Here is a 23,947-nt window from a genome sequence, read left to right as displayed (position 1 = left end):
CGTCCTGACCCGATGCCGCGCCCGCGACGATCGGATGGCTCTGCCCGTAGTCCAGATCGATGACATCGGCGACGACCACGGTGACGTTGTCCGGACCGCCACTTCGCAAGGCGAGTTCGATGAGCCGGTCGGCGCATTCGTCGGTGCTGCCCTCGCGCATGGTGTTGGCGATCGTCTCATCGCTGACCACATCGGACAGACCGTCGGAGCACAGCAGATAGCGATCGCCCGCGCGGGCCTCGCGCATGATCAGCGTCGGCTCGATCTCGTTGCCGGTCAGGGCGCGCATGATCAGCGAACGCTGCGGATGGGTATGCGCCTGCTCGGGGGTGATCCGGCCCTCGTCAACCAGCGACTGGACGAAGGTGTCGTCGCGGGTGATCTGGGCCAGCTCGCCGCCGCGCAGCAGATACGCGCGCGAGTCGCCGATGTGCACCAGGCCGAGTTTCTTGCCCGCGAACAGGATTGCGGTGAGCGTGGTGCCCATGCCGTCGAGTTCGGGCTCTTCCTCGACGTGGTCGGCAATGGCGGCATTGCCCTCGTGGACGGCGGTATTGAGCTTGCCGAGCAGATCGTCGCCGGGTTCGTCGTCGTCGAGGTGGGCGAGCGCGGCGATCATCAACTGCGACGCCACCTCGCCCGCGGCGTGGCCGCCCATACCGTCGGCTAGTGCGAGCAGCCGTGCGCCCGCATAGACGGAGTCCTCGTTGTTGCCTCGGACAAGACCGCGGTCGCTGCGCGCTGCGTAGCGGAGAACAAGTGTCACGATCGCAGCTCGATCACTGTTTTGCCGACACGGACGGGGGTGCCGAGTGGAACTCGGACTGCGGTGGTGACTTTCGCGCGGTCGAGGTAGGTGCCGTTCGTCGAGCCGAGGTCTTCGACGTACCAGTCGTCACCGCGCGGTGAGAGCCGCGCATGTCTGGTCGAGGCGTAATCATCGGTGAGTACCAGCGTTGAGTCGTCCGCACGTCCGATCAGCACCGGTTGGGTGCCGAGCGAGATGCGAGTGCCGGCGAGTGAACCTTGAGTCACCACAAGAAATTTGGCGCCCTTCTGGCCTCGGCTGAAAGACGGCAGCACCGCGGAACCGCGTGCGGCCCTGGGCTGGATCCGGATGCCGGATGCCGCGTAGATGTCGCTGCGCAGGGTGCGCAATACCGCCCACACGAATAACCACAACAGCAGCAGGAACCCCGCACGGGTCAATTGCAGGATCAGTCCCTGCACGGCGCTCCACCTCCTGTTCGACCGTGTACGTCGGTGCCCGTAGGTGCGAGTTCGCCCCCACCGGCTTGCTGGTTTCGCGAGCCCCGGTCCTGGCGACGCGCGTGTGTTGGCAGCATCATAGGGCCGAGGGTCGAGTTCGATCACGATACGGCCGCAGAATCCCTGTACGCCATGTCGTGACCTGCACAGCGAGCTTACGGGATCAGACGATACGGATCAGGATCTCGGAGTGCCCGGCGCGGATAACATCGCCGTCGGCCAGCTGCCAGTCCTGAACCGGGGAGCCGTTGACGAGCGTGCCGTTGGTCGAACCCAGATCCGAGAGCATCGCGGTCTGGCCGTCCCAGCGAACTTCGATGTGCCTGCGCGAAACTCCGGTATCCGGCAGTCGGAAGTGCGCGTCCTGACCGCGGCCGATGATGTTGCTGCCCTCGCGGAGCTGGTAAGTGCGGCCGCTGCCGTCGTCGAGCTGCAGCGTCGCGGAGTAGCCCGAACCGGCTTGTGCGCCACCGCCATAGGCCGGAGCCTGGTACGCGCCGCCCTGGGCGCCGTAGCCGGGCTGTTGCGAGTAGGCCTGGCCGTAGCCGCCCGGCTCCTCGGGCGCGGCGTATCCCGGCTCGCCGTAACCCGGTTCCGCGTAGCCCTGTTCGCCGTAGCCGGACTGAGCGTAGCCCTGCTGGCCATAACCCGGCTGCTGACCGTAACCGCCCTGGTCGGCGTAGCCCTGTTCGCCGTAGCCGGGCTGTCCGTAGCCGGGCTGTCCGTAGCCCTGTTCGCCGTAACCCTGTCCGTAACCCGGCTCCTGATAGCCCTGCTGGCCGTAGTCCTGCTCGCCGTAGCCACCCTGCTGCTGGCCGTACCCGCCGCGCTCGCCGTAGCCCTGGCCGTAACCGGGCTCCTGGTAGGCCTGCTGGCCGTATCCCTGGCCACCCTGCTGGTAGTCGTAGCCGTTCTGGTAGTCGCCGTAACCCTGTTGCGAGTCCGGCGCCTGGTAGTCGGAGCCACCGCCGTAGGGCGCGCCGCCCCGGCCGTAGTCGTCGCGGTACGCACCGTTCGGCGGCCCGGGCCGCCCCGCTGGCGGCGGTGCGTACCCGCGGCTGCGTGGATCGGACTCCGCGGGCTCACGGCTTGGGTCGTAGCCTGAGTTCTGCGTCATGGGGCCAGCTCCTGGTTGCGGGTGTGCAGGTCGTTGTGGCGTGGGTTCGGGGCTGCGAGCCGGAGTGGCTCTGCGGCCGATGTCGGGATCGACCCGACCGCTCGCCCTGAACTGTCCGGTGTGCAGCGTAGGTGATGCCTCGAATGCCACGTGTACTTCGCCGTAGGTCTGCCAGCCTTGCTCGCGGATGTAGTCCTGAAGGTGTTTGGCGAACGCGCGGGTGGTGAGGTCGTGGTCGGCGTCGAGTTGTTGGTGATCAGAGGTGTTGATGGTGATCACATAACTATTGGGCGCCAACAGATGTCCGCCACCCAGATCCTGGATATTGTCGGCGGCCTCCTGCTTGAGTGCCGCTTCCACCTCCTGGGGAACGACGCTGCCCCCGAAGGCTCTGGCGAACACGTCACCGACGGCGCCTTGCAGGCGACGCTCGAAGCGAGAAACGATGCCCATCTCGGCCTCCCTTCGGTGAGCGTCTGTCTTGATTCATAACAACGACACGCGGACATGGCGTGTCGCGTACCGACCACGTTCATTGCATGATATCCACGATCGTCCACACCTGTAACTCCCGGAAGCCAGCCTGGGTTCCCGTGCGCGTCCGGACCGCACTCGAGTGCCGTAAACAGGCGATTTCGTGTCTCGCCGACCCGCGTGATACTGTCTCTCAGTCGCTCGGGCGAGTGGCGGAATGGCAGACGCGCTGGCTTCAGGTGCCAGTGTCCTTCGGGACGTGGGGGTTCAAGTCCCCCTTCGCCCACACATATGCGGAAAGCCGCAGATCAGAGGATTTCTCTGGTCTGCGGCTTTTGTCGTTGATGGGGTCTGTGCGCATTTCCCTTGTGCCGCAGTCGTTTTGTTATCGGATCGCCGCGGCGGCCGACCTGTAGCTGCGTGTCGGCGTGTTGGTCGAGACCGGGTGGGTATGCGACCGGTATGGCCGAGTGATCCCCTCGGCCGAGCCGCGCTAGGAGGTTGTCGTGACCAGTGACATGCAACATGCCAAGCGTCCGGTCAGCGCGATGCTGGCCGGTCCGTACGGACATCCGTTCCATCCGATCCTGGTCACCGTGCCGATCGGCGCATGGGTGGCGAGCCTGGTATTCGATATCGCTTCGCATGTGGCGGGCGATCCGCAGTCCCTCGCCCGTGGAGCGGCCTGGCTGCTCGCCGTCGGTGTGCTCGGCGCGCTGGTCGCTGCCGTGATCGGTCTGCTCGACCTGCTCGCGATCCCGACCGGCACCACGGCGTTTCGCACCGGTCTTGTCCACATGAGTCTGAATTTGATAGTGACGGCCGCCTTCGCCATCGACTTCTGGTGGCGGCAGTCCGGTAGTGGACCGGATGGCGCCGTGCCGATCGGCCAGTTGGTGTTGTCGATCATCGCCCTCGCTGTGCTCGGCGTCTCGGGCTTTCTCGGTGGCAAGCTGGCCTACCACTACGGCGTCCGGGTGGCCGACGAAACGACTCAGGCAACCGGGTACCAACATTCGGTCCCAACCACCGGCGTCGACCCGCTCGAATAGCTGATCCCATGTAGGCAAATGCCGTAAGTTTGCCGGGATCGTTTCAGCTGTGCATTTTCGAAATCCGGGAAGGCGCGTTGACGGCGTTGCCCGGAGGCTACGGCGCAGCCGAGGTATCCACTGTCGAAGCACAATAGGGCTGGTGGCTGGCACAGCATTGCATCCGGGCCTGCCAGTCGCCGTCGCGATGTAACTCGACCTGGTCGGCCACGTCGACCTCGATTTGCTGGCGCGGTGCGCGCGGCGGGCAACGGGTGAATTCGAATCGCCGCGGTCGCCGAACCGGCGATGTCCCGTAGCCCGCTGTGAACGCCGCGGAAAATCGAATGACAGCTTGTTCCGGCGGTCTTTAATATCGGGCGGGTGCACCGATTTTTCGTAATCGCCCCGCCGCCGCGCTTCTGAGCGAGGTGTAGGACCCGCGCGTCCCCATTCCGGTTGTGCGCCTCGCTTCCGCGACCTCGATCCATTTCTGTCGCAGGAGCGCGAATGTCCACATCGCCGTCCGTGGTCAGCCGATTCGGGTTGGTCTGCCTTGTCGGCGCCGGACTGTCGGCCGGAACCGGCGGTTTGGTCGGCACCCTGCTGCACCGCGCGACCGGCCTTTCGCCGGTATCCGTCGCCGCCTGTCGACTCGCCGTCGGCGGGCTGTTGCTGATCGCGCTGGTGACTGTGACACGACGGCCCTTGCCACGGCACAGCTCGGCCTGGCGCAGGATCGGTGCGGTCGCAGTTCTTGTCGCGATCATTCAGGCGAGCTACTTCGGTGCCGTCGCGGCCTCGTCGGTGAGTCTGGCGACGCTGGTCACCCTTGGCGTGTCACCGGTGGTCGTCTCGCTGCTGGAACATCTGACCGGCAGACGGGTCCTGGATCGTCGGCACGCGGCGACGATCGGAATCGCGGTGTTCGGGGTGGTCCTATTGGTCGGCGCACCCACCGATTACGCGGCATCCGGTGCGATAATCGCCGGTGCCGCAATGGCATTGGTCTCGGCTTGCGCCTTCGCGACGGTCACCCTGATAAGTGCCCGCCCGGTGCCCGGCCTCGACGCGATCACCACAACAGGTTTCGCTGTCACCGGCGGTGCCGTGCTGCTGACGCCGCTCGCCGCGATATCCGGACTCGCCTTCGATCCGACTCCACACAGCGTCGCCTTGGTAATCGTGTTCGGCCTGATCTCCACCGCGATGGCATACACGCTGTACTTCCGCGGTCTCGCCGAAGTCGGTCCTGGCACAGCTGCGGTGCTCGGCCTCCTCGAACCGCTGACCGGCGCGATATTGGCCGCCGCGATCCTCGGCGAACGGCTGACACCGACGGGCCTGCTGGGCGCGGCCCTACTGACCGCCGCACTACTCCACACCAGCCTTCAGCCGGTGGACGGGTGACCGCGCCGCTTCTCGACGACGGCGAGACCGATTCCGGCGCAGCATAGGACAGTCGAAGTCAGTGGTCGGGGGCTCGGAGTTCGACGGTGCTGTTGCCGAGGACGCTGGCCAGTTGACGCCAGCGGCGATGGCGGTGGCGGAATATCAGGTGGACGAAGATGCGGGTGGCTGCGCCGCGCAGGCCGTTCTCGATTTCGATTTCGTCGGTGTAGCGGCAGCGGGATTCGGTGATCGGCTCGAAGGTGAGGCGATGGTTCCAGGTGCGCACTGGCCCGCCCCATTCGTTGGTGTAGATCTCGCGGGCGTCCAGTCGCACCAGACGCAGGTGATGGCGCCAGGAGGGGATGATGCCGAACCACCAGAGCCGGGCGGATCCCTCGACGCCCGGGTCGATGTGGTCCGGAATTCGTAGTTGTGGCACCGAAAGGATCGGTGCCACAACGTAGGCGAACAACTCCGGGGTCTGTGCCAGTGCGCATGCCACGTCCGCGCCGATCGGCAGTTCGGTAGTTAGGGTTACCTTACTCATGGGTGCATGATGGTCCTCAGCGGCGCTGCTTGCAATAGCTGTTCAGACAGCCGCGTCCGCGATCTCGTCACTGGTGGTGAGCCATACGCCAGGATGGTTGGCCACATAGTCCAAGGCCTGCTCCAGATATTTGATGCGGAAGGCCTGGCCGATGACGAACGGGTGCAGGGCAAGGGCCATGACGCGGCCGGACTCCTCATAGAGCCGGTCCAGCTGGTCCTTGACGATCTGCACGAAATCCGCGCCGCGCAAACCGGTTCCGAGGAACAGGCTGTTGTCATTGAGTTCGACCGAATACGGAACGCTCAGCAGTCCGGGCACATTGAGCCGATACGGCTGATCGTCATTGGTCCAGTCCAGGACGTAGTCGAGGCCGAGCTCGGCGAGCAGTTCCGGGGTGTGGAAGGTTTCGGTGAGCGCGGGGCCCATCCAGCCGCGCGGGCGGCGACCGGTCGCGCGCTCGATGGTTTCGACGATATCGGTGAGGTAGGCGCGCTCGGCGTCGATGGACATATCGGCTTGGAAGATCGAGTTGTTCTTTCCGTGCGCCAACCAGGTCCAGTTCCGCTTCCGTCCGGCGGCGATGATTTGCGGATTCTGTTGTACGACATCGGAGTTGAGCAGGGCGCTGGCGCGGATGCCGTACTGGTCCAGCACCTCCATCACCCGCCAGATGCCGACCCTGGGGCCATAATCACGCCAGCCGTAGTTCAGTGGATCCGGGGTGAGGGCGGCGGTGCCGGGGAAGATGCTGGTCGAGGGACGATCAACCTGGTAGTGCTCGATATTCAGCCCGACATAGAACGCGACGCGGGCATCGTTGGGCCAGCGAATCGGCGTGCGGTCGACGATCGGGCTGTAGTCGAAGAGTGCGTTATCCATGCGGCTTATGCTCGAACCATCACATACATGTGAAGGTCAAATGCGAGGTGGAATGCGATGCGAATCGGAGAACTGTCGGAGCGCACCGGCACCTCGCGGCGGCTGCTGCGCTACTACGAGGAGCAGGGCCTCATCGTCGCCGACCGCTGCGCCAATGGCTATCGCACTTACGACGACCGCTTCGTCGACCGGGTTCTGCAGATCCGTGGCCTACTCGACGCGGGCCTGCCGACCCGCATCATCAAACAGATCCTGCCCTGCCTGGACAAACCGCGCACCATCTACTTCCCGGACGCGACCCCGGAAATGCTGGCCACCCTGGAGCGCGAACGCGACCGCATGTCCGACCGCATCCGCTGTCTTTCCCGTAACCGCGACGCCATCGCCGAATACCTCGAGGCAGTCCGTGCGAATGCCGCCTCCTGACCTCGGTTCGGCGCGAACCTGTTGACTCCTAATGAGAACCTGTTCTAATTTTTGGCATGCGTAGATTTGACGGCCGCCGCGTATTGGTCACCGGAGCAGGATCGGGCATCGGGCAGGGGATCGCCCTGCGACTGCTCGATGAGGGGGCGACGCTGGTTGCCGCCGATATCGATGCCGCGGGTCTGGAGAGCACCGCGGCGAAGGCGGGTGATGCGGCCGACCGGCTGCGCACCGTGCAGGTGAATATCGCCGATATCGAATCGGTGCGCGCCGCGACGGGCGAGGCGGTCGAATTCCTCGGTGGTCTGGATGTGCTGGTGAACGCGGCGGGCATTCTGCGGCCCGCGCGCACCGAGGAGATGCCGCTCGAGGTGTGGAACCAGGTGATCGGAGTCAATCTCACCGGGACCTTCCTGATGACCCAGAGCGCGTTGCCCGCGCTGTTGGAGTCCGGCCACGGCGTCGTGGTGAACCTCTCCTCGACCGCGGCCTTCAGTGCCGCGCCGTATCTGGCGTCGTATGCGGCTTCGAAGGGCGGGGTCAACGCGTTCACACACGCGATCGCGCTGGAATACGCCAAGCAGGGGTTGCGCGCGGTGAATATCGTGCCCGCGGGCATCACCAGCGGGATCACCACCAAATCCATCCTCGATCAGCCGGAGGGCTTCGATCCGAAGCTGTTCTCGCGCATGACCGGTTGGCTCAACGGCGGTGCGCTCGGCAGTCCGGAGGATATCGCCGGTGTGGTCGCCATGGTCGCCTCCGATGACGGTCGCTATATGACCGGCACGGAGATCCGCATCGACGGCGGCGCCTTGATGTAGTCAGGCGGGGCGGGCGACGAGCAGGTGATGTGGAATCGGCGGGTTGGGCAGTCGCTTATGGTCGACGGCGCAGCCCGCGCCTTCCAGCGCGGCGATCACCTCGGCCACCGGCCGCAGCGTGAAACCGTATGCGGTGAAAGGTATTTTCGCCATCGCCTCCGGATCGCCGATACCGATGACGAGGCTGCCGCCGGGGCGGACGACGCGCGCGAGTTCCTGGCAGGCGGCAGCCAGATCCGGCACGAAGTAGATGGTGTTCACGGTGATGGCCGCATCGAGTGCGTCGTCGGCCAGCGGCAGTCCGGTTATCGGTCCATCGGCGAGTCGCAGTCGGCCCGTGGCGATTTCGTCGGCGAACTTTGTCCGCGCTCGGGTCAGCATGTCCGAGGAGATCTCGAAACCGTGCACCGTCCCATTCGCGCCGATCTGCTCGAGCAGCATCGAAAGTCCCGCGCCGCCACCGAATCCGATATCGGCGACCGTCGCGCCCGCGCCGATCCCGGCCACATCGACCGCACCCGCGATGGCGCGTTTATTGCCGCGGTTGAGCATGAACGCGACGCCCTTGCCGAGCGCCCCGTGCGGGTTGCCGAGCTGACCGGCGATGGTGGACAGCAGACGGTCCCGAATTCCGCTCATGGAGGTCATCGTATGCGTTCACCCCTGGTACTCCTCGCCGCCGCCGTAGTGGCACTCGCGCCGATCGGTACCGCCGAGGCGACGGGATCGTGGGGTCCGCTGGCACCGCCGAATCCTCATCTCGGTCCGCTCGGCACCGCGACCATGCACGGTGATGCCGGATCGTCGGATGCGACGCCGCTGGCCGGGCCCGGCACCGGCGGGATTTCGGTGGCCGGGTATCCGTTGGCATCGGCATGTCCGACGCTGCTGCAGGGGTCGGACAATCTGGTCGTCGCGCTGTGCACGCCGGTCATCGGCCAGACGCCGACCGTCCATCTGCTCGATCCGTCCTTCGCCGGTCCGGTCGGCACGCCGCTGGCCTCGCTGGAGATCGCCAAGGGCAGCCTGCTCGGCGGTGTCTACGCCTATCTCGACGATGCCGACCGGCTGGTCATCGTGGACGGTAACCGCACGCTGCTCCGCGTCGGCCATTCGCGCGACGCGGCGGGCAAATGGCGGCTATCGATCGATTCGTCCACCGATCTCGGCTCGGTAATTCCGGTGGGGGACAACGTGACCGGACTGGTACCGGACTGGTCCGGGAATGTCTGGTTCGCCACCGGCAAGAGTGTGGTCGGGCTGGTGACGCCCGCTGGCGCGGCGGCCACCGTCGCGCTGCCAGCGGGTGAGTCGGTGGCCAATAGCATCTCGTCGGCGCCGAGCGGTCGGGTCGCGGTGGCCACGACACACGCGCTCTATGAGTTGCGCGCAGATGCCGCCGGGCGACCGGAGGTGCTGTGGCGCGCGGCTTACGATCGCGGATCGGCGCGCAAGCCAGGCCAACTCAGCTGGGGTACCGGCTCCACCCCGACCTACTTCGGACCGAATTCCGGCGCAGAGTATCTGACCATCGTCGACAACGCGGACGGACAGGTCCACGCACTGGTCTTCAGCTCCGGCACTGGACAATTGGTGTGCTCGCAACCGGTGCTCACTCGCGGCGGCGCGGGCAGCGAGAACTCACCGATCGGCATCGGCCGGTCGCTGTTCGTCGCGAGCACCTACGGCTACCCGTACCCCACCGTTCCGGAGGGCGCGGGCCCGGCCGTTCCGGCCTCCGCACCGTTCGTCGGCGGTATGACCAGGGTCGATGTCGATGACACCGGCTGTCACACGGTGTGGGAGAACCCCATCCGCAGCGCGGCTGTTCCGCATCTGTCCACCGCGGACGGCTCCATCTACACCGTGACCCGCGTCGGACTCGACATCACCACCCCGCTCGACGGTTATGCCTTCACCGTCGTGAATCCCGATACCGGCGTGGTGATTTCGAATAGGCCGCTGGCCGGAACCATCGTCGACGACCCGCTGCAGACCTCACCGCTGATCACGCACGACCGCAGGATCCTGCAGGGCACGATCACCGGAATCCTGCGCATCAGCTGAAATCGCGAGCATTCGGTCCGGTGGCCAGACCCCGCTCGACGTTCGTGAGCGCTCGGTGAATCGCCTTATCCCTGGCCGCGTCATCGAGATCGTCGAGTACGCCATCGATGATCAGCGAAGCCATGCCGTGCACCATCGACCACGCCGCGTATTCGGCGTCCGGTCGGTCCGCCGGGTCGAGGAAACCGACGTCGACGAGTTCGTCCAGGAGTCCAGCCAGCAGATCGAAGGCGGGCGATGGCATCTGGTCGCCGCAGAAGGCGGTCCGGAACAGGCCGGGTTCACGCAGCGCGAAGCTGATGTAGCCGCGGCCCACCGCGCCGAGCCGAGTGATCGCATCCGCATCCGGTGCCAGGCTCGCCATGGTCTCGGCCATCGCGCCGAACAGGGTCTGCTGGGCCTGTTCCTGTGCCGCGTTGAGCAACTCCTCCTGATTGGTGAAGTGCCGATAGGCGGCGGTCGGCGTGACGCCGACATGCCGGGCCGCCGCGCGCACCGTCACTGCCTCCGGCCCGCCGGATTCGGCGAGTTCGGCGGCGGCGCGCACCAGCGCATTGCGCAGGTCGCCGTGGTGATACGGGCCGTCGCGGGTGGAGCGCTTCGTTGCTGCATCCGAATTTGTCATCGCATCGATGTTGACACCCGCACACATGGCATGGCAAGTTAACACCCATAAAGTTTACGCATGACAACATTCCCGATCGGAGACCCGATATGTTCGAAAGACTCGGCAGATTCGTTGTCCACCGTGCCCGCTGGATCCTGGTCGTCGGCGTACTCGCCCTCATCGCGGGCGGTGTGGTCGGCGGGACGGCCTTCAGCAAGATGCAGCCCGGTGGCCAGGAGGATCCCAATGCCCAATCCAGTGCCGCGATAAGTCAATTGGCCGACAAGTTCGGCACCGATACCGACTACGTCTTCCTGGTGGAGGCGAAGCAGGGCACGGTCGACGGCGATGCGGTCGCCGCCATCGGCCGCGATCTGGCCCGGCGGCTCGCGGCCGACCAGCGCCTGATGAATGTCGTCTCGTATTGGGATACCGGATCCACCGCCATGCGCTCCGCGGACGGGACCGCGGCCGTCGTGCTGGCGGGCAATGTCGACAAGGACGCCACCGATAAGGAGTCCTCCGCCGCCTCGATCGTCGACACCTATCGCGCCGACGGGCCGGTCGCGCGGATCAAGGTCGGCGGCGGCACACCGATCTTCCACTCGATCACCGAGCAGATCGGCAAAGACCTCGGTCTCGCCGAAGCAGTTGCGGTGCCGTTGATTCTTGCGCTGCTGGTGCTGGCCTTCGGCAATGTGGTCGCCGCGCTGCTCACCCTGGTGGTCGGTGGGATCGCCATCCTCGGCACCTTCACCGAACTCTCGATCCTCGGTTCGCTGACCGATGTGTCCATCTACGCGGTGAATTTGACCACCGGACTCGGACTCGGGCTCGCGGTGGATTACGGGCTGCTGATGGTGAGCCGCTTCCGCGAACGTCGCGCGGCCGGAGCCGAACCCGACGATGCGGTGATCGCGGCCGTATCGACGGCCGGACGCACCATCGCCTTCAGCGCGGCCACCGTCGTAGCGGCGCTGTCCGCGCTGGTGATCTTCCCGCAGTACTTCCTGCGCTCCTTCGCCTACGGCGGCATCGGCGTGGTCGCCATCTCCGCCATTGCCGCGGTGGTCGTTCTGCCCGCGCTGCTCGCAGTGCTCGGCACGCGGACCGATGCGTGGCGGGTCCCCGGTGTCCGCGGGATCCGCGGTGACGCAACGCCGCTCTGGGCCGCGGTGGCCGGATTCGCGATGCGTCGGCCGCTGCTGGCGGGTGTACCGGTGGTGGCGGTACTGCTGCTCGCCGCCGCGCCGCTATTGCATGTGCAGTTCGGCACGCCCGACGATCGGGTGTTGCCGACGAGCACCGAGGTACGTCAGGTCGGTGACGCGATGCGCGACGATTTCGGCGGCGGCGATGTCAACGCGCTGTCGGTGATCACCGAAACCGGCGTCGCCGCAGCGCCACTCGCGGATTACGCGCGCACGCTGTCCCGAGTCGAGCACGTCAGCCAGGTCGATTCGAGTGCGGGCACATTCGTGCACGGCGAGCTGACGGCCAGCACACCCGCCGATGCCCGCTTCGCCCGACCGGATGCGCAGCGCCTGACCGTCCTCACCGATCTGGACCGCAATTCCGCCGCGGCCCGCGATCTGGTCGAGCGAGTGCGTGAGGTACCCGGTCCGGGCGGGGCGAATGCGCTGGTCGGCGGACAGGTGGCCGTACTGGACGACAGCCTCGCATCGATCGGTGCGAAACTCCCGATCGCCATCGGGTGGATCGTGGTGACGACCTTCGCACTGCTGTTCCTGTTCACCGGCAGCGTTGTGCAGCCGCTGCGCGCACTGCTGTCGAATGTGTTGAGTCTGGCCGCCACGCTCGGGCTGCTGGTGTTCATCTTCCAGCAGGGGCATCTGTCCGGATTGATCGGATTCACCCCTGCGCCGCTGGATGTTTCGATGTTGCTGCTGCTGTTCTGCATCACCTTCGGACTGTCGATGGACTACGAGGTCTTCGTGATCAGCCGGATCAAGGAACTGCACGATCGCGGCGCGTCCACGAAGGAAGCGGTTATCGAGGGGCTGGCCCGCACCGGCCGCCTGGTGACCACCGCGGCGGCGCTGATTTCGATCAGCTTCCTCGCCTTCACCAGCAGTGATGTCCGCTTCATCCAGTTCTTCGGACTCGGCGCGGGCTTGGCGATCCTGATCGACGCGACGCTGGTGCGCGGCGTGCTGGTGCCGGTGGCGATGCGACTGCTCGGTCGGACCGCCTGGTACGCGCCGAGGCCGCTGCGGTTGGTGCACGGGCGGGTCGGTCTGGCCGAAGCCTGAGACATAGGTCACGCGGCCCCGCATGTTGAGTGCGGGGCCGCGTTCGCCTGTCGCACTGTCGTTTTCGCTCGATTCGGCCAGGTCGGGCGAGGAAGGTGGCGGAGATCACAGAGCCGGTTATGGTTGCGGTCGTGGTGCTGACCGCGGGCCGGTCCGGTACGCCAGGGACGGCATTTCCGCAACTGGTTAATCATGATCTTGACCGGATGCGAGTTCACCCCGAGGCGTTACGGCTAGGTGTACATCACGTTTATAACGCGGTAAACCAACCTGAAGTTTCTTTTACTCCATCCAACTGTCAGCAACACCAATTATCGGGTAGTGAATGCCCAGGTCTGGGCGGCATTCATCGACCATTGAGCACTCTATGTTAACAAAGCAGCTAATAGCTCGGAGAATGTTTGTCGGCGACCCGTGGTTTCCGGATCGTGATCTGGGATCGGCGGCGAAAGGTTGGTTCCGAGGTTCGTATTGCCCGCTCGAATGGCCGCCAAAAGTTTGCTGGACGACTGAAAAATGAGGTGCTCACCAGGGTTTGCTGAGGCGCTGCTTTATACGCCTGACCTCGGCGGGGAGGGTTGCGTCGGGATAACGATTGTGTAGAGTTGACGGTAACGCTGGCCGCAGCTGAGCTGGACTCGCTGCGGCCAGCGGAACTCAATTGGGGGGCTTCGAAACTCACTCGTTACGTAGCGTTGCTACCGATTGCCCGGACCCGTCTCACTCACCGTGTGCTCGGCGTTGTCTGCCAGCGCTGCGCGGAATCCTCGTCTGCGCCACCGAATCCCAGGCCACCGACTCCCAGCGCGGCCGCTCGGGCGTCCTGCTCGAGTGCGGCCCGGCGACCCAGCACGAACACATAGCCGAGAAACAATGCCTCCGCGATGAACCCGATGCCGACCTTCACCGGCACGGGCAGCGAACTCGGTGTCACGAACCCCTCCAGCAGCCCGCAGACCAGCAGCACCGCGACCAGACCGAGCGCGACCGTCGCGGTGGCCCGGCCCTGGCGCGCCACCGCCTCCAGTCGACTGGACCGTCCCGGATCGATCAATGTCCAGCCCAGCTTCAGGCCAACCCCGCCCGCCACGAAGACCGCGGTCAGCTCGAGCGTGCCGTGCGGCAGGATGAATCCGAAGAACGAATCGAGCCGACCGGCGTCGGCCATCAACCCGCCGGTCACCGCGGTATTGAGCGCATTACCGAACAGCAGGTACACCGCTGGCAGGATCAGCACGCCGGTGAACAGCACCATCGCGGTCACCCAGGCGTTATTGGTCCACACCTGCGCGGCGAACGCGTCATGCGGATGTTCGGAGTAGTAGGTCTCGAATTCGCCGCCGGGTGCGGTGAGCCAGTCGTTGTGATCGGAGATGCCGAACAGATCGCGCGCCGAACCGGATCCGGCGATCCAGACGGCCAGACCGGTGGAGACGATGATGAAGACCGCCGCCACCGCGACCCACCACGGCCAGGACCGATACAGCGTCGCGGGGAAGCGGTGGGTGAAGAAGCGGCCGACCTGGCTCCACGCATCGCCCTTGGTGCCGAGCACGCGGCCACGCGCCTTGGTGAGCAGTGCGCTGAGCCCGGCGATGAGTTCCGGATCCGGACTGTGCGATTGCAGCCGCGCCAACTGCTGCGAGGTGCGCCGGTACAGCGCGACCAATTCGTCGGCCTCCGCGCCGCTGAGCCTGCGCCGACCGGCCAGATAGGCCAGTCGATCCCATGCCCCCCGCTGTGCGTAGCTGTACGCGTCTACGTCCATTGGTTGCCTCCCATACCGCCGGTCGGAAGAATGCTATCGACATGGCTGAATTCACCACCGGCGAAGCGGTCGCACTCGAGCTGCGGATCGCGCGGATCCCGACCAGGGCCACCGCGTTCCTCGTGGACGTGCTGGTGCAATTCATGCTGGGCAGCATGCTGATGCTCGGCCTCAGCGCGGCGCTGCTCTACTTCGGCGCCGACTCCGCGTGGTACAGCGCGGCGGCTGTCACCACGATCGTCGGCACGCTGGTCGGCTATCCGGTGGTCTGCGAGACCCTCATGCGCGGACGAACCGTCGGCAAGTTCGCGCTCGGTCTGCGGGTGGTGCGCGGCGACGGCGGACCGATCGACTTCCGCCATGCCCTGACCCGCGGTCTGGCGGGTGTCATCGTCGACTTCTGGATGCTCGGCGCGTTCGGTGCGGTCGGGGTGATCACCTCGATGTGCTCGCCGAATGCGCGCCGGGTCGGCGATGTGCTGGCGGGCACGGTTGTCGTGCACGGCCAGCGCCGGGTGCCCTTTCCGCTGCTTGCCGTCGCACCGCCCTGGCTGGTGGCATGGTCCGGACAGTTGGACCTGTCCGGCATCACCGAGGACCTCGCACTCGCGGTGCGCCAGTATCTGTCCCGCATCAATACCCTGAGCCCCGCCGCCCAGGCGAGCCTCGGTCACACCCTGCTCATCGCCGTGTGTGACCGGCTGCAAATTCCGGTACCCGCCGGGTATCCGCCCGTGCAGATCCTCGGCGCGGTGATCGCCGAACGCCAACGCCGCACGCTCGCGCCGATCATCACGCCGATGGTGATGGCAGGTCCGCGCCCGATGCCGATCGCCCGCGCGAGCTGAGTCTCCACCTGCAACACGGTCATTCGGCGGTGACCCGAGCTGGGCTGCACGACCGCCGCGCTGGGGGACGGTTGACTCGCGGGCGGTTGAGGAGGATCGACATCGATGCCGAGGCGACTTCGGGTCCGCGCCCGAGCGATCGTGGAGTCACATGGTGCCGGACTGTTTCAACTCCAGGTATTCGTCGGCGAGGGCTTCGGGGAGGCGTTCCGGGGATGCCGCGACGACGGCGATGCCCATGCGGCGCAGGGACTCCTGGACCAAGGCACGTTCGGCGATCAGGGATTCGGCGGCGGCAGCGGAGTAGAGGTCGGCGAGGGTGTCGCGTTTGGTGGCGGCCGCGGCGACGTCGGGATCGGTGACCGAGACGATCAGCACGCGATGACGTTGGGCGAGCGTCGGCAGGACCGGGAGCAGGTTCTCTTCGACGGCCGCACCGTCCAAGCTGGTGAACCAGACCACCAGGCTGCGGCGGCGGGCACGTTGGATGGCGGCGCGCACCAGTCCCGCGCTGTCGGTATCGACCAGCGCGGGAGTGACCCCCGCCATGGCGTGCATGAGCTTCAGTTGCAGACGGCGGCCGCCGACACCGCGGACCTCGGTGCGGACCTGCCGGTCGTAAGCGAGCAGATCCACCGAATCGCCCGCGGCCGCGGCCAATCCGCCGAGCAGCAGGGCGGCCTCGATACTCGCGTCCAGACGGGTGCCCGTACCGACACGGCCCGCGCTGATGCGGCCGGTATCGAGCACCATCAGCATGTGCCGGTTGCGTTCCGGACGCCAGGTGCGCACCAGCACATCGGTGGCGCGGGCGGTGGCGCGCCAGTCGATGGCCCGCACGTCGTCACCGGCGACATATTCGCGGAAGGAATCGAATTCGGTGCCCTGACCGCGCATATTCGCGACATTGCGGCCCTCGAGGTGTTGCAGCCGTTTGACTTTCGAGCGCAGTAGCCGTTCGCTGCGGAATTCGGGCAGTGCGCGGACCCGCGCGGGCACGGTATGGCGGCTCTGCCATCCGGCCATGCCGAGCAGGCCGAACAAGCGCACCGTCACCGGACCGGCGACCCGATCGCCGCGATAGGTCGGGGTCAATGTGGTTCGCACGCGCATGCGGGTGTTCGGTGGCAGATCCAATCGGTGCGTGCGGGCTTCGGCACGGGCACTGCCGGGCCAGTCGTCCCACAGCCGTCCGCGTACGGTCCTGGTCGCGCTGTTCACCACGGCGAGTTCCACCTCGGCGCTGCGGCCGAGCCGGATAACGGTCAACGATTCCCTGGTCAGCGCGAGGTCGCGGGCCCGCGCCACCGTGCCGAGATCGAAAAGCACAAGGGCGGCAAGCACACTCGTCATGAGGACGACGCCGAGCCACGACGGCATGACGAAACCGACGAACAGCGCGAGCAGCGCCGCCGTCAGCGCGAGCCGACCGGTAACGACCACGAGCTACACCGGAACCGGAACCGAAAGCAGCAGCGACGACATGACACCCTCGGTCGTCACACCGTCCAACTCCGCTTCCGGTCGCAGATGCAGCCGATGCCGAAGTACCGCGACCGCAACGGATTTCACATCGTCCGGCGTGACGAATCCGCGCCCGTTCAGCCAGGCGAAGGCGCGCGAGGCCGCCATCAGCGCGGTCGCGCCGCGGGTGGACGCGCCGTGCTGGACAGCCGGGGAGTTGCGGGTGGCTCGGCAGATATCCACGGTGTACGCGAGCACCTCCGGACTGATGGTGACCTGGGTGATCGCCGCCCGCGCCGCGGCGATATGCGCCGGACCCGCGACTGGTCGCAGCCCGGCCGCGGTCAGGTCGCGCGGATCGAAGCCGCCCGCATGCCGCTGCAGAATGCGGAATTCGTCATCGCGACCGGGCAATTGGATATCGACCTTGAACAGGAACCGGTCCAGCTGTGCCTCCGGCAGCGGATAGGTGCCCTCCTGCTCGATCGGATTCTGGGTGGCGACCACGACGAACGGGTCCGGCAGCGGCTGCGGTTTGCCGTCCACCGAAACCTGACGTTCCTCCATCGATTCCAGCAGCGCCGATTGGGTTTTCGGCGGTGTGCGGTTGATCTCGTCGGCGAGCAGCAGATTGGTGAAGACCGGGCCGTGCCGGAAGGTGAATTCGGTGGTGTGCGGATCGTAGATCTGCGAACCGGTCACATCGCCCGGCATCAGGTCCGGGGTGAACTGGACCCTGGCGTGTTCGAGATCCAGCGCCGTCGCCAGTGCCCGCACCAGCAGCGTCTTCGCCACGCCGGGAACACCTTCCAGCAGTACATGACCGCGGCAGAGCAGGGCGAGCACCAGGTACATGATCGCGTTGTCGTTGCCGATCACCGCCTTGCCGATCTCGGCGCGCAGCGCGGCGAATGCGGCGCCCGCCTCCTCGGCGGTCGGGGTGTGGTTGGTGTCCGTGCTGGTCATCCGACCTCCGCCTCTATCCATTCGAGTTGTGTGGCAACGAGTTGCAGGGTGATCGCATCGGGCACCGGTCCGTACAGTGCGGCGCCGACCATGGCCGGATCGGCCCTGGTCCGCGCGGCGACGGTCGCGACAAGCCGATCCGGCGTGACATCGGTTCCGACGCCGAGCATCGGCCGGATGCGGCGCAGAGTGGCGGCGCGCAGCCGGGCCGCGACATGTTCGTAGTCCTTCGATCGGCGATACAGCGCGGCCTGACCGCCGAGCAGCTCGTTCGCGGCCACCTCGACCGGTCGCGGTTCACCGACCAGCGCACCACGACGACGCGCCCGCCACCACACCAGCACCGCCGCGGCGATGAGGAATTGCAGGCCGCCGAAGGCGACCGGTGCGGGCAGCCTGCCGAAAATAGAATCCCGGCCCGCTCCGAAGCCGTCGCGATTGTCATCCGGCGGGTGGTCAGGCGGTTTGGGCGGTGGAATATCCGGCGGTGTCGGCTTATGCGGGGCGGCCGCGGTACACGAATTCAGCACCGCGTACAGCAATACGACCAGCGCGATGGCGGCGAGCAGCGCGGCCCAGAATTTCGGGTTGCGCAGCAGATTCGGCAGCGGCGGAAGCTGTCTGCGGTTCTTGGTTTTCTCGGTGATCGTCGCTTCGATCGGCTCCGGTGCGGGCGGCGGGGCGCTGCGCGAGTAGCGGTCGGCGTATTCCAGGCGCCGGTATTCGTCCTCGGTGGCGCGACGGCCGCCGTAGACGACCTCGTCGAAACTGTGTGCGGCCGGATGTAATTCGCTCGCATCCTCGAGCGGCAGCGCGGTGGTCGCATCGTCGGCGGTTTCCCGCGCGGTCCGGGATCGGCGGACCTCCAGCATGCCGCGTTGTTCAAGGCCGCGCAGTACCGCGCGGAACCGTTCGCGTAGCGCGGTATCGAAATCCCGGTGCAGCGCCGCGTTTTCGGCGGCGTCGCGGTGCGCGTCGGCGGATCCGAGTCGTGCTGGCGGTGGGGCCGCTGGCTCGTTCGTCGTGGGTTCTGTCATCGCTTATCCGTCCCCGGAACCCTGATGTCGAGCCCCTCGCGACGGCACCGGCGATCCACATACGAGACCACCCGCGTCGCCGATTCGACCACCTCGCCGAAGGCGATGATCAACAGCGCCGACGCCGACAGCAGGACGATGACCTGCCACCGATGGGTGCCGGTGAAATCCGAGAGGTACAAGGGAATGCCGAGCAGCGGCACCGCGACGAGGGCGATCAGTGCGCGGCAGGCGAACCACAATCCGGTTATCGACGATTGCGCGCCCTGGACGAGCAGTTTCGAGCGCGCGACCGCACCGGCGTGGCTGGTCCGTTCGACGAAGATCACCGGCACCGCGACGAACCGTCCGGCCCGCAGATAGCCGAGCCAGACCAGCGCGAACGGATAGCTGATGATCAGCAGGCTGCCGATGATCAGCACACCGATGCCGACCAGCGTGAACAGCACGTGGAATGCCAGCAGCGGACCGGCGACCGCACCAACCCGGCCCAGTGCGGTGCGCCAGCCGATCGGGGATCCGGCGACCGTCGCGAGTCCGAGCGCGACCGTCATTCCGCGCAAAAGGAATCGAAGCAACCAGGCTGCGGCCGCCGTCGCGAGGATGGCCGCCCATGCGGTGCCCGCGTCGGAGCCGTCGGTCAGGTAGGAGATCGCGCCGGTGACCGCGACGACCAGCACTTCGGCGAGAACGAGTGCGATCGCGGTCGTGCACGCCAGCACGACGACGTTCGCCTGGATCAGCGCGAACGGCTCGTCGAGCAGTTCGCGGAAGCTCAATGGGCGGATCGGCACCGTCGTTCCAGGGGAGGTTGGCACCGGATCGTTCCCCGCCCCGACGGCACCGGCCGACTCGGCGGCTGGTAACACCCGGCCGAGTCTAGCCGTCGGCGCCCCACCGGGCTGGGCACAACATACGGATGGTGCGTCCGGTCAGCGATCGAGCAGTCGGTCCACGACTTTGCGGTACCGGGTCGGGTCGACCGGCGGGAAGCCGAGCAGCGCGCGCAGGTAGACACCGTCGCCGACCAGACGGATGATGTCGGCCCGCACCGGATCGTCGACGTCGGCGTCCAGACCCTGCGACCAGTTGTCCATCATGTCCGACAATGCCTGCTGCACCTCATCGGTTTCCGCGCTGGACTTGGCGTCGATGGTGCGCATGGCCGCGACCATCGAACGGTAGAGCGCCAATTCGAGCGCGTCCGCGGCATTGTTCGGGTTCGGGGTCTGCAGGTACCACTCGGCCACGGATGTGCCTTTGGCGACGGCGGCGCCGAGTTGTTGTTCGGCTCGCTCGCTCAGGCGGCGCACCAGGCCCGCGAGCAGCGCGTCCTTGCTCTTGAAGTGGTAGAGCAGGCCGCCCTTGGAAACACCGGCGGTCGCGGCCACATTCTCCAGGGTCACCTGGGACATGCCCTTTTCCAGGAGCAGGGTCTCGAGTGCGTCCAGGATTCGGTCGCGGGTGTTTGCCGTCACTCAGGGGACTATACCGGCTGGACGGTAAGGTGCCGTTACTGTACCGTCTGGACGGTAATAACACGAACGATGGAAGTCGAGAAGGCGATGACCGCACAAATCGAGAACGGCACCGGGCTGCCACCGCGTGCCACGGCACGTGATTGGGCCGGTCTGGTGGTGCTGGCATTGGCCTTGCTGCTGCTCGCCGTCGACGCGACGGTGCTCGACCTGGCGGTGCCCGCGATCAGTGCAGAGCTGGCGCCGAGCACGCCCCAGTTGCTGTGGATCATCGACGTGTATTCGTTCGTGCTGGCCGGACTGCTCGTGGTGATGGGCAATCTGGGTGACCGGATCGGACGGCGCAGGTTGCTGCTGATCGGTTCCGTCGGATTCGGTCTCGCCTCGGTGCTCGCCGCCTGGTCGGTCAACCCGGAGATGCTGATCGCCGCGCGCGTGCTGCAGGGTGTCGCCGGTGCGACCCTGATGCCCGCGACACTGGGGCTGATCCGGTCGATGTTCCTGGATCCGCGACAGCGCACCGTCGCCATTTCGGTCTGGGCCGCGATGGCCGGTGGTGGTGCGGCGGCCGGGCCGTTGCTCGGTGGCTGGCTGCTCGAGCGTTATTGGTGGGGTTCGGTATTCCTGGTGAATCTGCCGGTGATGCTGGTGCTGCTCGCGATGGGGCCGGTGCTCGTTCCGGAGTCCCGTGACCCGAAGCCCGGTCGCTTCGATCTGCCGAGTGCGGTGCTGTCCATGCTGGCCCTGGTGCCGGTGGTGTACGCGGTCAAGGAGTCGGCGGCGCACGGTATCAGCTTGCGGCTCTTGGTGATCGGTGCGATCGGCGCGGTCGCGGGTGTGTTGTTCGTACGCAGGCAGCGCGGTCTCACGGATCCGATGCTCGATCTGAAGCTGTTCGCATTGCCCAGGTTCCGCACCGCGGTGCTCACCAATCTGCTCGCGGTCTTCGCGCTGGCGGGTGTGCTGTTCTCCGGGTCGCAGTATCTGCAGTTGGTGCTCGGGCATTCACCCATGCGGGCCGGATTGCTGCTGCTGCCCGGTCTCGCGGCCAGCGTATTCGCCTCGCTCGCGGCCGCGTGGCTGGTTCGGGTGCTGCGACCCGGACTGGTGCTCGGTGGTGCCCTGGTACTCGCCGCGGTCGGTGCGGCGCTGTTCCTGTGGCTGAGTCCGGATGCGGCGACCAGTACGGTGCCGTTCATCGTCGGATTCCTCCTCATCGGGGCGGGTGTCGGTGTGGCACTGACGGTTTCGTCGGATCTGGTGGTGAGTTCGGCTCCGGCTGAGCGGGCCGGTGCGGCCGCGGCGGTTTCGGAGACCGCCTACGAGACCGGTATCGCACTCGGTGTCGCCGTCCTCGGCAGCGTGACCATGGCGGTGTTCCGGGGCGGGCTCGATCTGTCCCAGGTGCCGAGTGCGCAGACCGAGGCGGCGTCGGAATCCCTCGGCGGTGCTACCGAATTCGCTCGGCAGCTGCCGGAATCGATGGCGGATGGATTCCTGGCCTCGGTGCATGAGGCCTTCGTGTCGGGCGTGCACGTCGCCGCTATCGGCACGGCGGTCGTGCTCCTGATTGCTGCTGTGGTGGCCTTTCGCTTGCGGATGGCTCGCGCATAATCCATTGCAGCCGAGGCGATTTCGCTTCCACTCCAGCGAGGTCGCGGCGAACGGCGTGACCACCCGCTCCTGATGAGCAGTGGCGGCGCAGTCGCTGATGCGGTGACCTCCCGCAGCTGGCTGCTGATCCGCGGTGATGTGTGCGCCGGATTGCGGCCAGCGCGGCGAAGTCATAGGTGGTGGCGCCCTACTGGGGCCTGCCGAGTCGGGTCGACGTGACGCGGCCGCGAAGGGTGACGGATTCGCCGAGCTGCCAGTGCATTGCCTCGGACGGGTCGGCGGCGGCGATGGTGGATGCGGAGGTGAGCAGGCGGTTCGGATCGGATTTGGCCAGTTCGCAGAGGCGGGCGGCCTCATTGACCGCATCGCCGATGACGGTGAATTCGTAGCGTCGGTGTGCGCCGACATTGCCCGCCACGACCCGGCCCGCCGCGACGCCGATGGCGGCGGTGAAATCGGAGGCCTTGGCGGTCAAGCGGTTTCGGATGGCGCGGGCACAAGCCAGGGCGGTGCCCGCCGCGTCGTCGAGCGGTGCGGGTGTGCCGAAGACGGCGAGTGCGGCGTCGCCCTCGAACTTGTTGAGCAGGCCGCCGCAGCCTTCGACCTCGTCGACCACGATCTCGAAGAAGCTGTTCAGGATGGCGACGATTTCGGTGGCGGGACGGGTGGCGGTCATGGTCGTCGAGCCGATGATGTCGATGAACAACACCGCGGCCTCGCGCTCCACACCGCCGAGATTCGGCTCGCCCTCCAGCGCCGCCTCCGCCACCTCGTGGCCCACGTGTCTGCCGAACAGGTCCCTGATCTGTTCGCGCTCACGCAGTCCCGCGACCATGCGATTGAATCCGCTTTGCAGCTCACCCAATTCGGTGCCGTCGTACACCGTGACCGCGACATCGAGATCGCCGTCCTCCACCCGACGCAGCGCGCGCCGCACACCTCGAATGGGCGCGACCGTCGCCGAAAGCGTCTGCGCCATCAGTAATAGACCGAAGCAGAGCCCGGCCCCGCCGAGCGCGAGCATGCACACCGCCAGCCGCTCCGTGCTGATGTTGTCCATGGTCAGCGCCATGATGGCGAGCACCATCGAGCCTGCGACCGGTACCGCGGAGCCGAGTGCCCAGGCCAGAATCGAGCGGCCGAAGACGCCGATCCCGCGGCGCTGTCGTGAGGCCGCGGCTTCCAGGACTCGTGCGGTCGAGGGCCGCAGCGCGAACTCGACGATCAGATAACTGTTGGCGGACACCACGATTGCGCTGATCCCGATGCCGAAGACGATTTTCGGAATAAGCGCCGGATCCGACAGCCCGTACAGCGTGGTCAGCAGCGCCATCCCGCCGAGCCACAGCACCGCCTGGCACCCGACGAGCAGAATCGGCACCCGCGTCGCCGCGACCTGTTCCGCCTCGGTCGGCACCTGATCCGGGTCGATGGCCCAGCGCAACGCACGCAGCCCGCGCGTGGTGCCCCACCACATCCCGATCAGCAGCGCCAGCACCCCGTACAGCGGTGTCGCGACGAAATTGAGCAGCACCAGCCGCCTGGTGAACACTGTCGGGCCTGGCAATACGAAGCCGATCAATGCGATCGAGACGGTGATGCCGGTGAGATTCGCGATCAACAACGGCACCGTCAACAACAACTGAACCCGAATCCGCCGCTTCCCAGCCGACTCCGCCGCCGACCCGAGCAGCCGCGACCCCCAGGGGGCGCCCCCCGTATCCGGCACGGTCCGCACATCACTGTCGGGCATGCGTTGCAGACTATGCGCCCCACCGGCATTCACCGCCGCCCGCATCGCCGCCGAATGACATCTAGCCCGCGCCGCGCACGCCGAACAATGTTGCGGCGCCTGTGGCTATC

22 protein-coding genes and 1 tRNA gene are annotated in these 23,947 nt (G+C 66.5%); 9 read left to right on the top strand and 14 right to left on the bottom strand.

The features are described from left to right. The 3 genes from NA5_RS02465 to NA5_RS02455 all read right to left on the bottom strand — a co-directional run. Positions 1-766, bottom strand: a 766-nt coding sequence (locus NA5_RS02465) for a PP2C family protein-serine/threonine phosphatase (protein WP_169811252.1), incomplete at its 3' end; no start/stop codon positions are given. Further along, positions 763-1,230: an FHA domain-containing protein FhaB/FipA gene (locus NA5_RS02460; RefSeq protein WP_014980860.1), complete on the bottom strand. Its 468-nt coding sequence runs from the start codon at positions 1,228-1,230 to the stop codon at positions 763-765. The genes NA5_RS02465 and NA5_RS02460, both read right to left, overlap by 4 nt. 202 nt (positions 1,231-1,432) lie before the next feature. Beyond that, positions 1,433-2,839 (bottom strand): FHA domain-containing protein, encoded by a 1,407-nt coding sequence (locus NA5_RS02455; RefSeq protein ID WP_062981437.1) that lies wholly within the window; start codon positions 2,837-2,839, stop codon positions 1,433-1,435. A gap of 224 nt (positions 2,840-3,063) precedes the next feature. Here NA5_RS02455 and NA5_RS02450 point away from each other — a divergent pair. The 3 genes from NA5_RS02450 to NA5_RS02440 all read left to right on the top strand — a co-directional run bounded on the left by NA5_RS02450 (position 3,064) and on the right by NA5_RS02440 (position 5,301). After that, positions 3,064-3,146, top strand: a tRNA-Leu gene (locus NA5_RS02450). Between the two features lie 220 nt (positions 3,147-3,366). Next, entirely contained in the window at positions 3,367-3,912 is a 546-nt protein-coding gene (locus tag NA5_RS02445; protein WP_245672055.1) for a DUF2231 domain-containing protein, read from the top strand. Between the two features lie 489 nt (positions 3,913-4,401). Then, complete coding sequence (locus tag NA5_RS02440; RefSeq protein ID WP_062981433.1) at positions 4,402-5,301, top strand: DMT family transporter; 900 nt, start codon at positions 4,402-4,404, stop codon at positions 5,299-5,301. A gap of 58 nt (positions 5,302-5,359) precedes the next feature. Here NA5_RS02440 and NA5_RS02435 read toward each other — a convergent pair whose 3' ends face one another. Together NA5_RS02435 and NA5_RS02430 are read right to left on the bottom strand one after the other, a co-directional pair. Continuing rightward, positions 5,360-5,830 (bottom strand): Rv1443c family protein, encoded by a 471-nt coding sequence (locus tag NA5_RS02435; RefSeq protein ID WP_062981431.1) that lies wholly within the window; start codon positions 5,828-5,830, stop codon positions 5,360-5,362. A 42-nt stretch (positions 5,831-5,872) separates the two neighbouring features. Next, entirely contained in the window at positions 5,873-6,712 is an 840-nt protein-coding gene (locus NA5_RS02430; RefSeq protein ID WP_062981429.1) for a polysaccharide deacetylase family protein, read from the bottom strand. Positions 6,713-6,769: 57 nt separating this feature from the next. Between NA5_RS02430 and NA5_RS02425 the strand changes: the two genes are divergently transcribed. Both NA5_RS02425 and NA5_RS02420 read left to right on the top strand, forming a co-directional pair. Beyond that, on the top strand, positions 6,770-7,138 hold the full coding sequence (locus tag NA5_RS02425) for a MerR family transcriptional regulator (protein ID WP_062981427.1): 369 nt from the start codon (positions 6,770-6,772) through the stop codon (positions 7,136-7,138). 56 nt (positions 7,139-7,194) lie between these two features. Next, positions 7,195-7,962: an SDR family NAD(P)-dependent oxidoreductase gene (locus NA5_RS02420; RefSeq protein WP_062981425.1), complete on the top strand. Its 768-nt coding sequence runs from the start codon at positions 7,195-7,197 to the stop codon at positions 7,960-7,962. On the opposite strand, the gene NA5_RS02415 is transcribed toward NA5_RS02420, so the two are convergent. After that, positions 7,963-8,601 (bottom strand): class I SAM-dependent methyltransferase, encoded by a 639-nt coding sequence (locus NA5_RS02415; RefSeq protein WP_062981471.1) that lies wholly within the window; start codon positions 8,599-8,601, stop codon positions 7,963-7,965. Positions 8,602-8,613: 12 nt separating this feature from the next. Here NA5_RS02415 and NA5_RS02410 point away from each other — a divergent pair, with 12 nt between their 5' ends. Continuing rightward, positions 8,614-10,029 (top strand): hypothetical protein, encoded by a 1,416-nt coding sequence (locus NA5_RS02410; protein WP_062981422.1) that lies wholly within the window; start codon positions 8,614-8,616, stop codon positions 10,027-10,029. On the opposite strand, the gene NA5_RS02405 is transcribed toward NA5_RS02410, so the two are convergent. Continuing rightward, positions 10,022-10,654 (bottom strand): TetR/AcrR family transcriptional regulator, encoded by a 633-nt coding sequence (locus NA5_RS02405; RefSeq protein ID WP_062981469.1) that lies wholly within the window; start codon positions 10,652-10,654, stop codon positions 10,022-10,024. The genes NA5_RS02410 and NA5_RS02405 overlap by 8 nt on opposite strands. An 89-nt stretch (positions 10,655-10,743) precedes the next feature. Between NA5_RS02405 and NA5_RS02400 the strand changes: the two genes are divergently transcribed. Next, positions 10,744-12,909 (top strand): MMPL family transporter, encoded by a 2,166-nt coding sequence (locus NA5_RS02400; protein ID WP_062981421.1) that lies wholly within the window; start codon positions 10,744-10,746, stop codon positions 12,907-12,909. Between the two features lie 724 nt (positions 12,910-13,633). Here the strand turns inward: NA5_RS02400 and NA5_RS02395 are convergent. Further along, positions 13,634-14,677 (bottom strand): stage II sporulation protein M, encoded by a 1,044-nt coding sequence (locus tag NA5_RS02395; RefSeq protein ID WP_062981419.1) that lies wholly within the window; start codon positions 14,675-14,677, stop codon positions 13,634-13,636. A 41-nt stretch (positions 14,678-14,718) separates the two neighbouring features. On the opposite strand from NA5_RS02395, the gene NA5_RS02390 reads away from it, so the two are divergent. Next, positions 14,719-15,525, top strand: a complete 807-nt coding sequence (locus NA5_RS02390; RefSeq protein ID WP_062981417.1) for an RDD family protein — start codon at positions 14,719-14,721, stop codon at positions 15,523-15,525. A gap of 147 nt (positions 15,526-15,672) precedes the next feature. On the opposite strand, the gene NA5_RS02385 is transcribed toward NA5_RS02390, so the two are convergent. The 5 genes from NA5_RS02385 to NA5_RS02365 all read right to left on the bottom strand — a co-directional run bounded on the left by NA5_RS02385 (position 15,673) and on the right by NA5_RS02365 (position 20,470). Beyond that, positions 15,673-16,968 (bottom strand): DUF58 domain-containing protein, encoded by a 1,296-nt coding sequence (locus NA5_RS02385; protein ID WP_062981415.1) that lies wholly within the window; start codon positions 16,966-16,968, stop codon positions 15,673-15,675. 3 nt (positions 16,969-16,971) lie between these two features. Continuing rightward, positions 16,972-17,955 (bottom strand): AAA family ATPase, encoded by a 984-nt coding sequence (locus NA5_RS02380; protein WP_062981413.1) that lies wholly within the window; start codon positions 17,953-17,955, stop codon positions 16,972-16,974. Further along, a complete protein-coding gene (locus NA5_RS02375; protein WP_062981411.1) occupies positions 17,952-18,992 on the bottom strand; it encodes a DUF4129 domain-containing protein in 1,041 nt (346 codons plus the stop codon). Before NA5_RS02375 ends, NA5_RS02380 begins: the two co-directional genes overlap by 4 nt. Then, positions 18,989-19,861, bottom strand: a complete 873-nt coding sequence (locus tag NA5_RS02370; protein ID WP_245672054.1) for a hypothetical protein — start codon at positions 19,859-19,861, stop codon at positions 18,989-18,991. The genes NA5_RS02375 and NA5_RS02370 overlap by 4 nt, the downstream gene beginning before the upstream one ends. A 63-nt stretch (positions 19,862-19,924) precedes the next feature. Further along, positions 19,925-20,470 carry a TetR/AcrR family transcriptional regulator gene (locus NA5_RS02365; RefSeq protein ID WP_062981409.1) on the bottom strand — a complete coding sequence of 182 codons (546 nt, stop codon included), beginning with the start codon at positions 20,468-20,470 and terminating at the stop codon, positions 19,925-19,927. Positions 20,471-20,539: 69 nt separating this feature from the next. On the opposite strand from NA5_RS02365, the gene NA5_RS02360 reads away from it, so the two are divergent. Continuing rightward, positions 20,540-22,084 (top strand): MFS transporter, encoded by a 1,545-nt coding sequence (locus NA5_RS02360; RefSeq protein ID WP_245672053.1) that lies wholly within the window; start codon positions 20,540-20,542, stop codon positions 22,082-22,084. Between the two features lie 187 nt (positions 22,085-22,271). Here NA5_RS02360 and NA5_RS02355 read toward each other — a convergent pair whose 3' ends face one another. Then, the gene (locus NA5_RS02355) at positions 22,272-23,837 is read right to left on the bottom strand and encodes an adenylate/guanylate cyclase domain-containing protein (RefSeq protein WP_062981464.1); all 1,566 of its coding nucleotides are present in this window, start codon (positions 23,835-23,837) and stop codon (positions 22,272-22,274) included. Positions 23,838-23,947: the final 110 nt, after the last annotated feature.

Source organism: Nocardia anaemiae NBRC 100462 (assembly GCF_001612725.1).
Lineage (GTDB): Bacteria > Actinomycetota > Actinomycetes > Mycobacteriales > Mycobacteriaceae > Nocardia > Nocardia anaemiae.
The sequence above is the reverse complement of the archived record's forward strand: the minus strand, read 5'-3'. Positions and strand labels throughout refer to the sequence as shown.

Bases quoted from the DNA above. Each gene is read 5' to 3' on its own strand.
- NA5_RS02455 (WP_062981437.1), bottom strand. From the start codon at position 2,839: ATGGGCATCGTTTCTCGCTTCGAGCGTCGCCTGCAAGGCGCCGTCGGT.
- NA5_RS02440 (WP_062981433.1), top strand. From the start codon at position 4,402: ATGTCCACATCGCCGTCCGTGGTCAGCCGATTCGGGTTGGTCTGCCTT.
- NA5_RS02435 (WP_062981431.1), bottom strand. From the start codon at position 5,830: ATGAGTAAGGTAACCCTAACTACCGAACTGCCGATCGGCGCGGACGTG.
- NA5_RS02430 (WP_062981429.1), bottom strand. From the start codon at position 6,712: ATGGATAACGCACTCTTCGACTACAGCCCGATCGTCGACCGCACGCCG.
- NA5_RS02425 (WP_062981427.1), top strand. From the start codon at position 6,770: ATGCGAATCGGAGAACTGTCGGAGCGCACCGGCACCTCGCGGCGGCTG.
- NA5_RS02420 (WP_062981425.1), top strand. From the start codon at position 7,195: ATGCGTAGATTTGACGGCCGCCGCGTATTGGTCACCGGAGCAGGATCG.
- NA5_RS02415 (WP_062981471.1), bottom strand. From the start codon at position 8,601: ATGAGCGGAATTCGGGACCGTCTGCTGTCCACCATCGCCGGTCAGCTC.
- NA5_RS02410 (WP_062981422.1), top strand. From the start codon at position 8,614: ATGCGTTCACCCCTGGTACTCCTCGCCGCCGCCGTAGTGGCACTCGCG.
- NA5_RS02405 (WP_062981469.1), bottom strand. From the start codon at position 10,654: ATGACAAATTCGGATGCAGCAACGAAGCGCTCCACCCGCGACGGCCCG.
- NA5_RS02400 (WP_062981421.1), top strand. From the start codon at position 10,744: ATGTTCGAAAGACTCGGCAGATTCGTTGTCCACCGTGCCCGCTGGATC.
- NA5_RS02395 (WP_062981419.1), bottom strand. From the start codon at position 14,677: ATGGACGTAGACGCGTACAGCTACGCACAGCGGGGGGCATGGGATCGA.
- NA5_RS02390 (WP_062981417.1), top strand. From the start codon at position 14,719: ATGGCTGAATTCACCACCGGCGAAGCGGTCGCACTCGAGCTGCGGATC.
- NA5_RS02380 (WP_062981413.1), bottom strand. From the start codon at position 17,955: ATGACCAGCACGGACACCAACCACACCCCGACCGCCGAGGAGGCGGGC.
- NA5_RS02375 (WP_062981411.1), bottom strand. From the start codon at position 18,992: ATGACAGAACCCACGACGAACGAGCCAGCGGCCCCACCGCCAGCACGA.
- NA5_RS02360 (WP_245672053.1), top strand. From the start codon at position 20,540: ATGGAAGTCGAGAAGGCGATGACCGCACAAATCGAGAACGGCACCGGG.
- NA5_RS02355 (WP_062981464.1), bottom strand. From the start codon at position 23,837: ATGCCCGACAGTGATGTGCGGACCGTGCCGGATACGGGGGGCGCCCCC.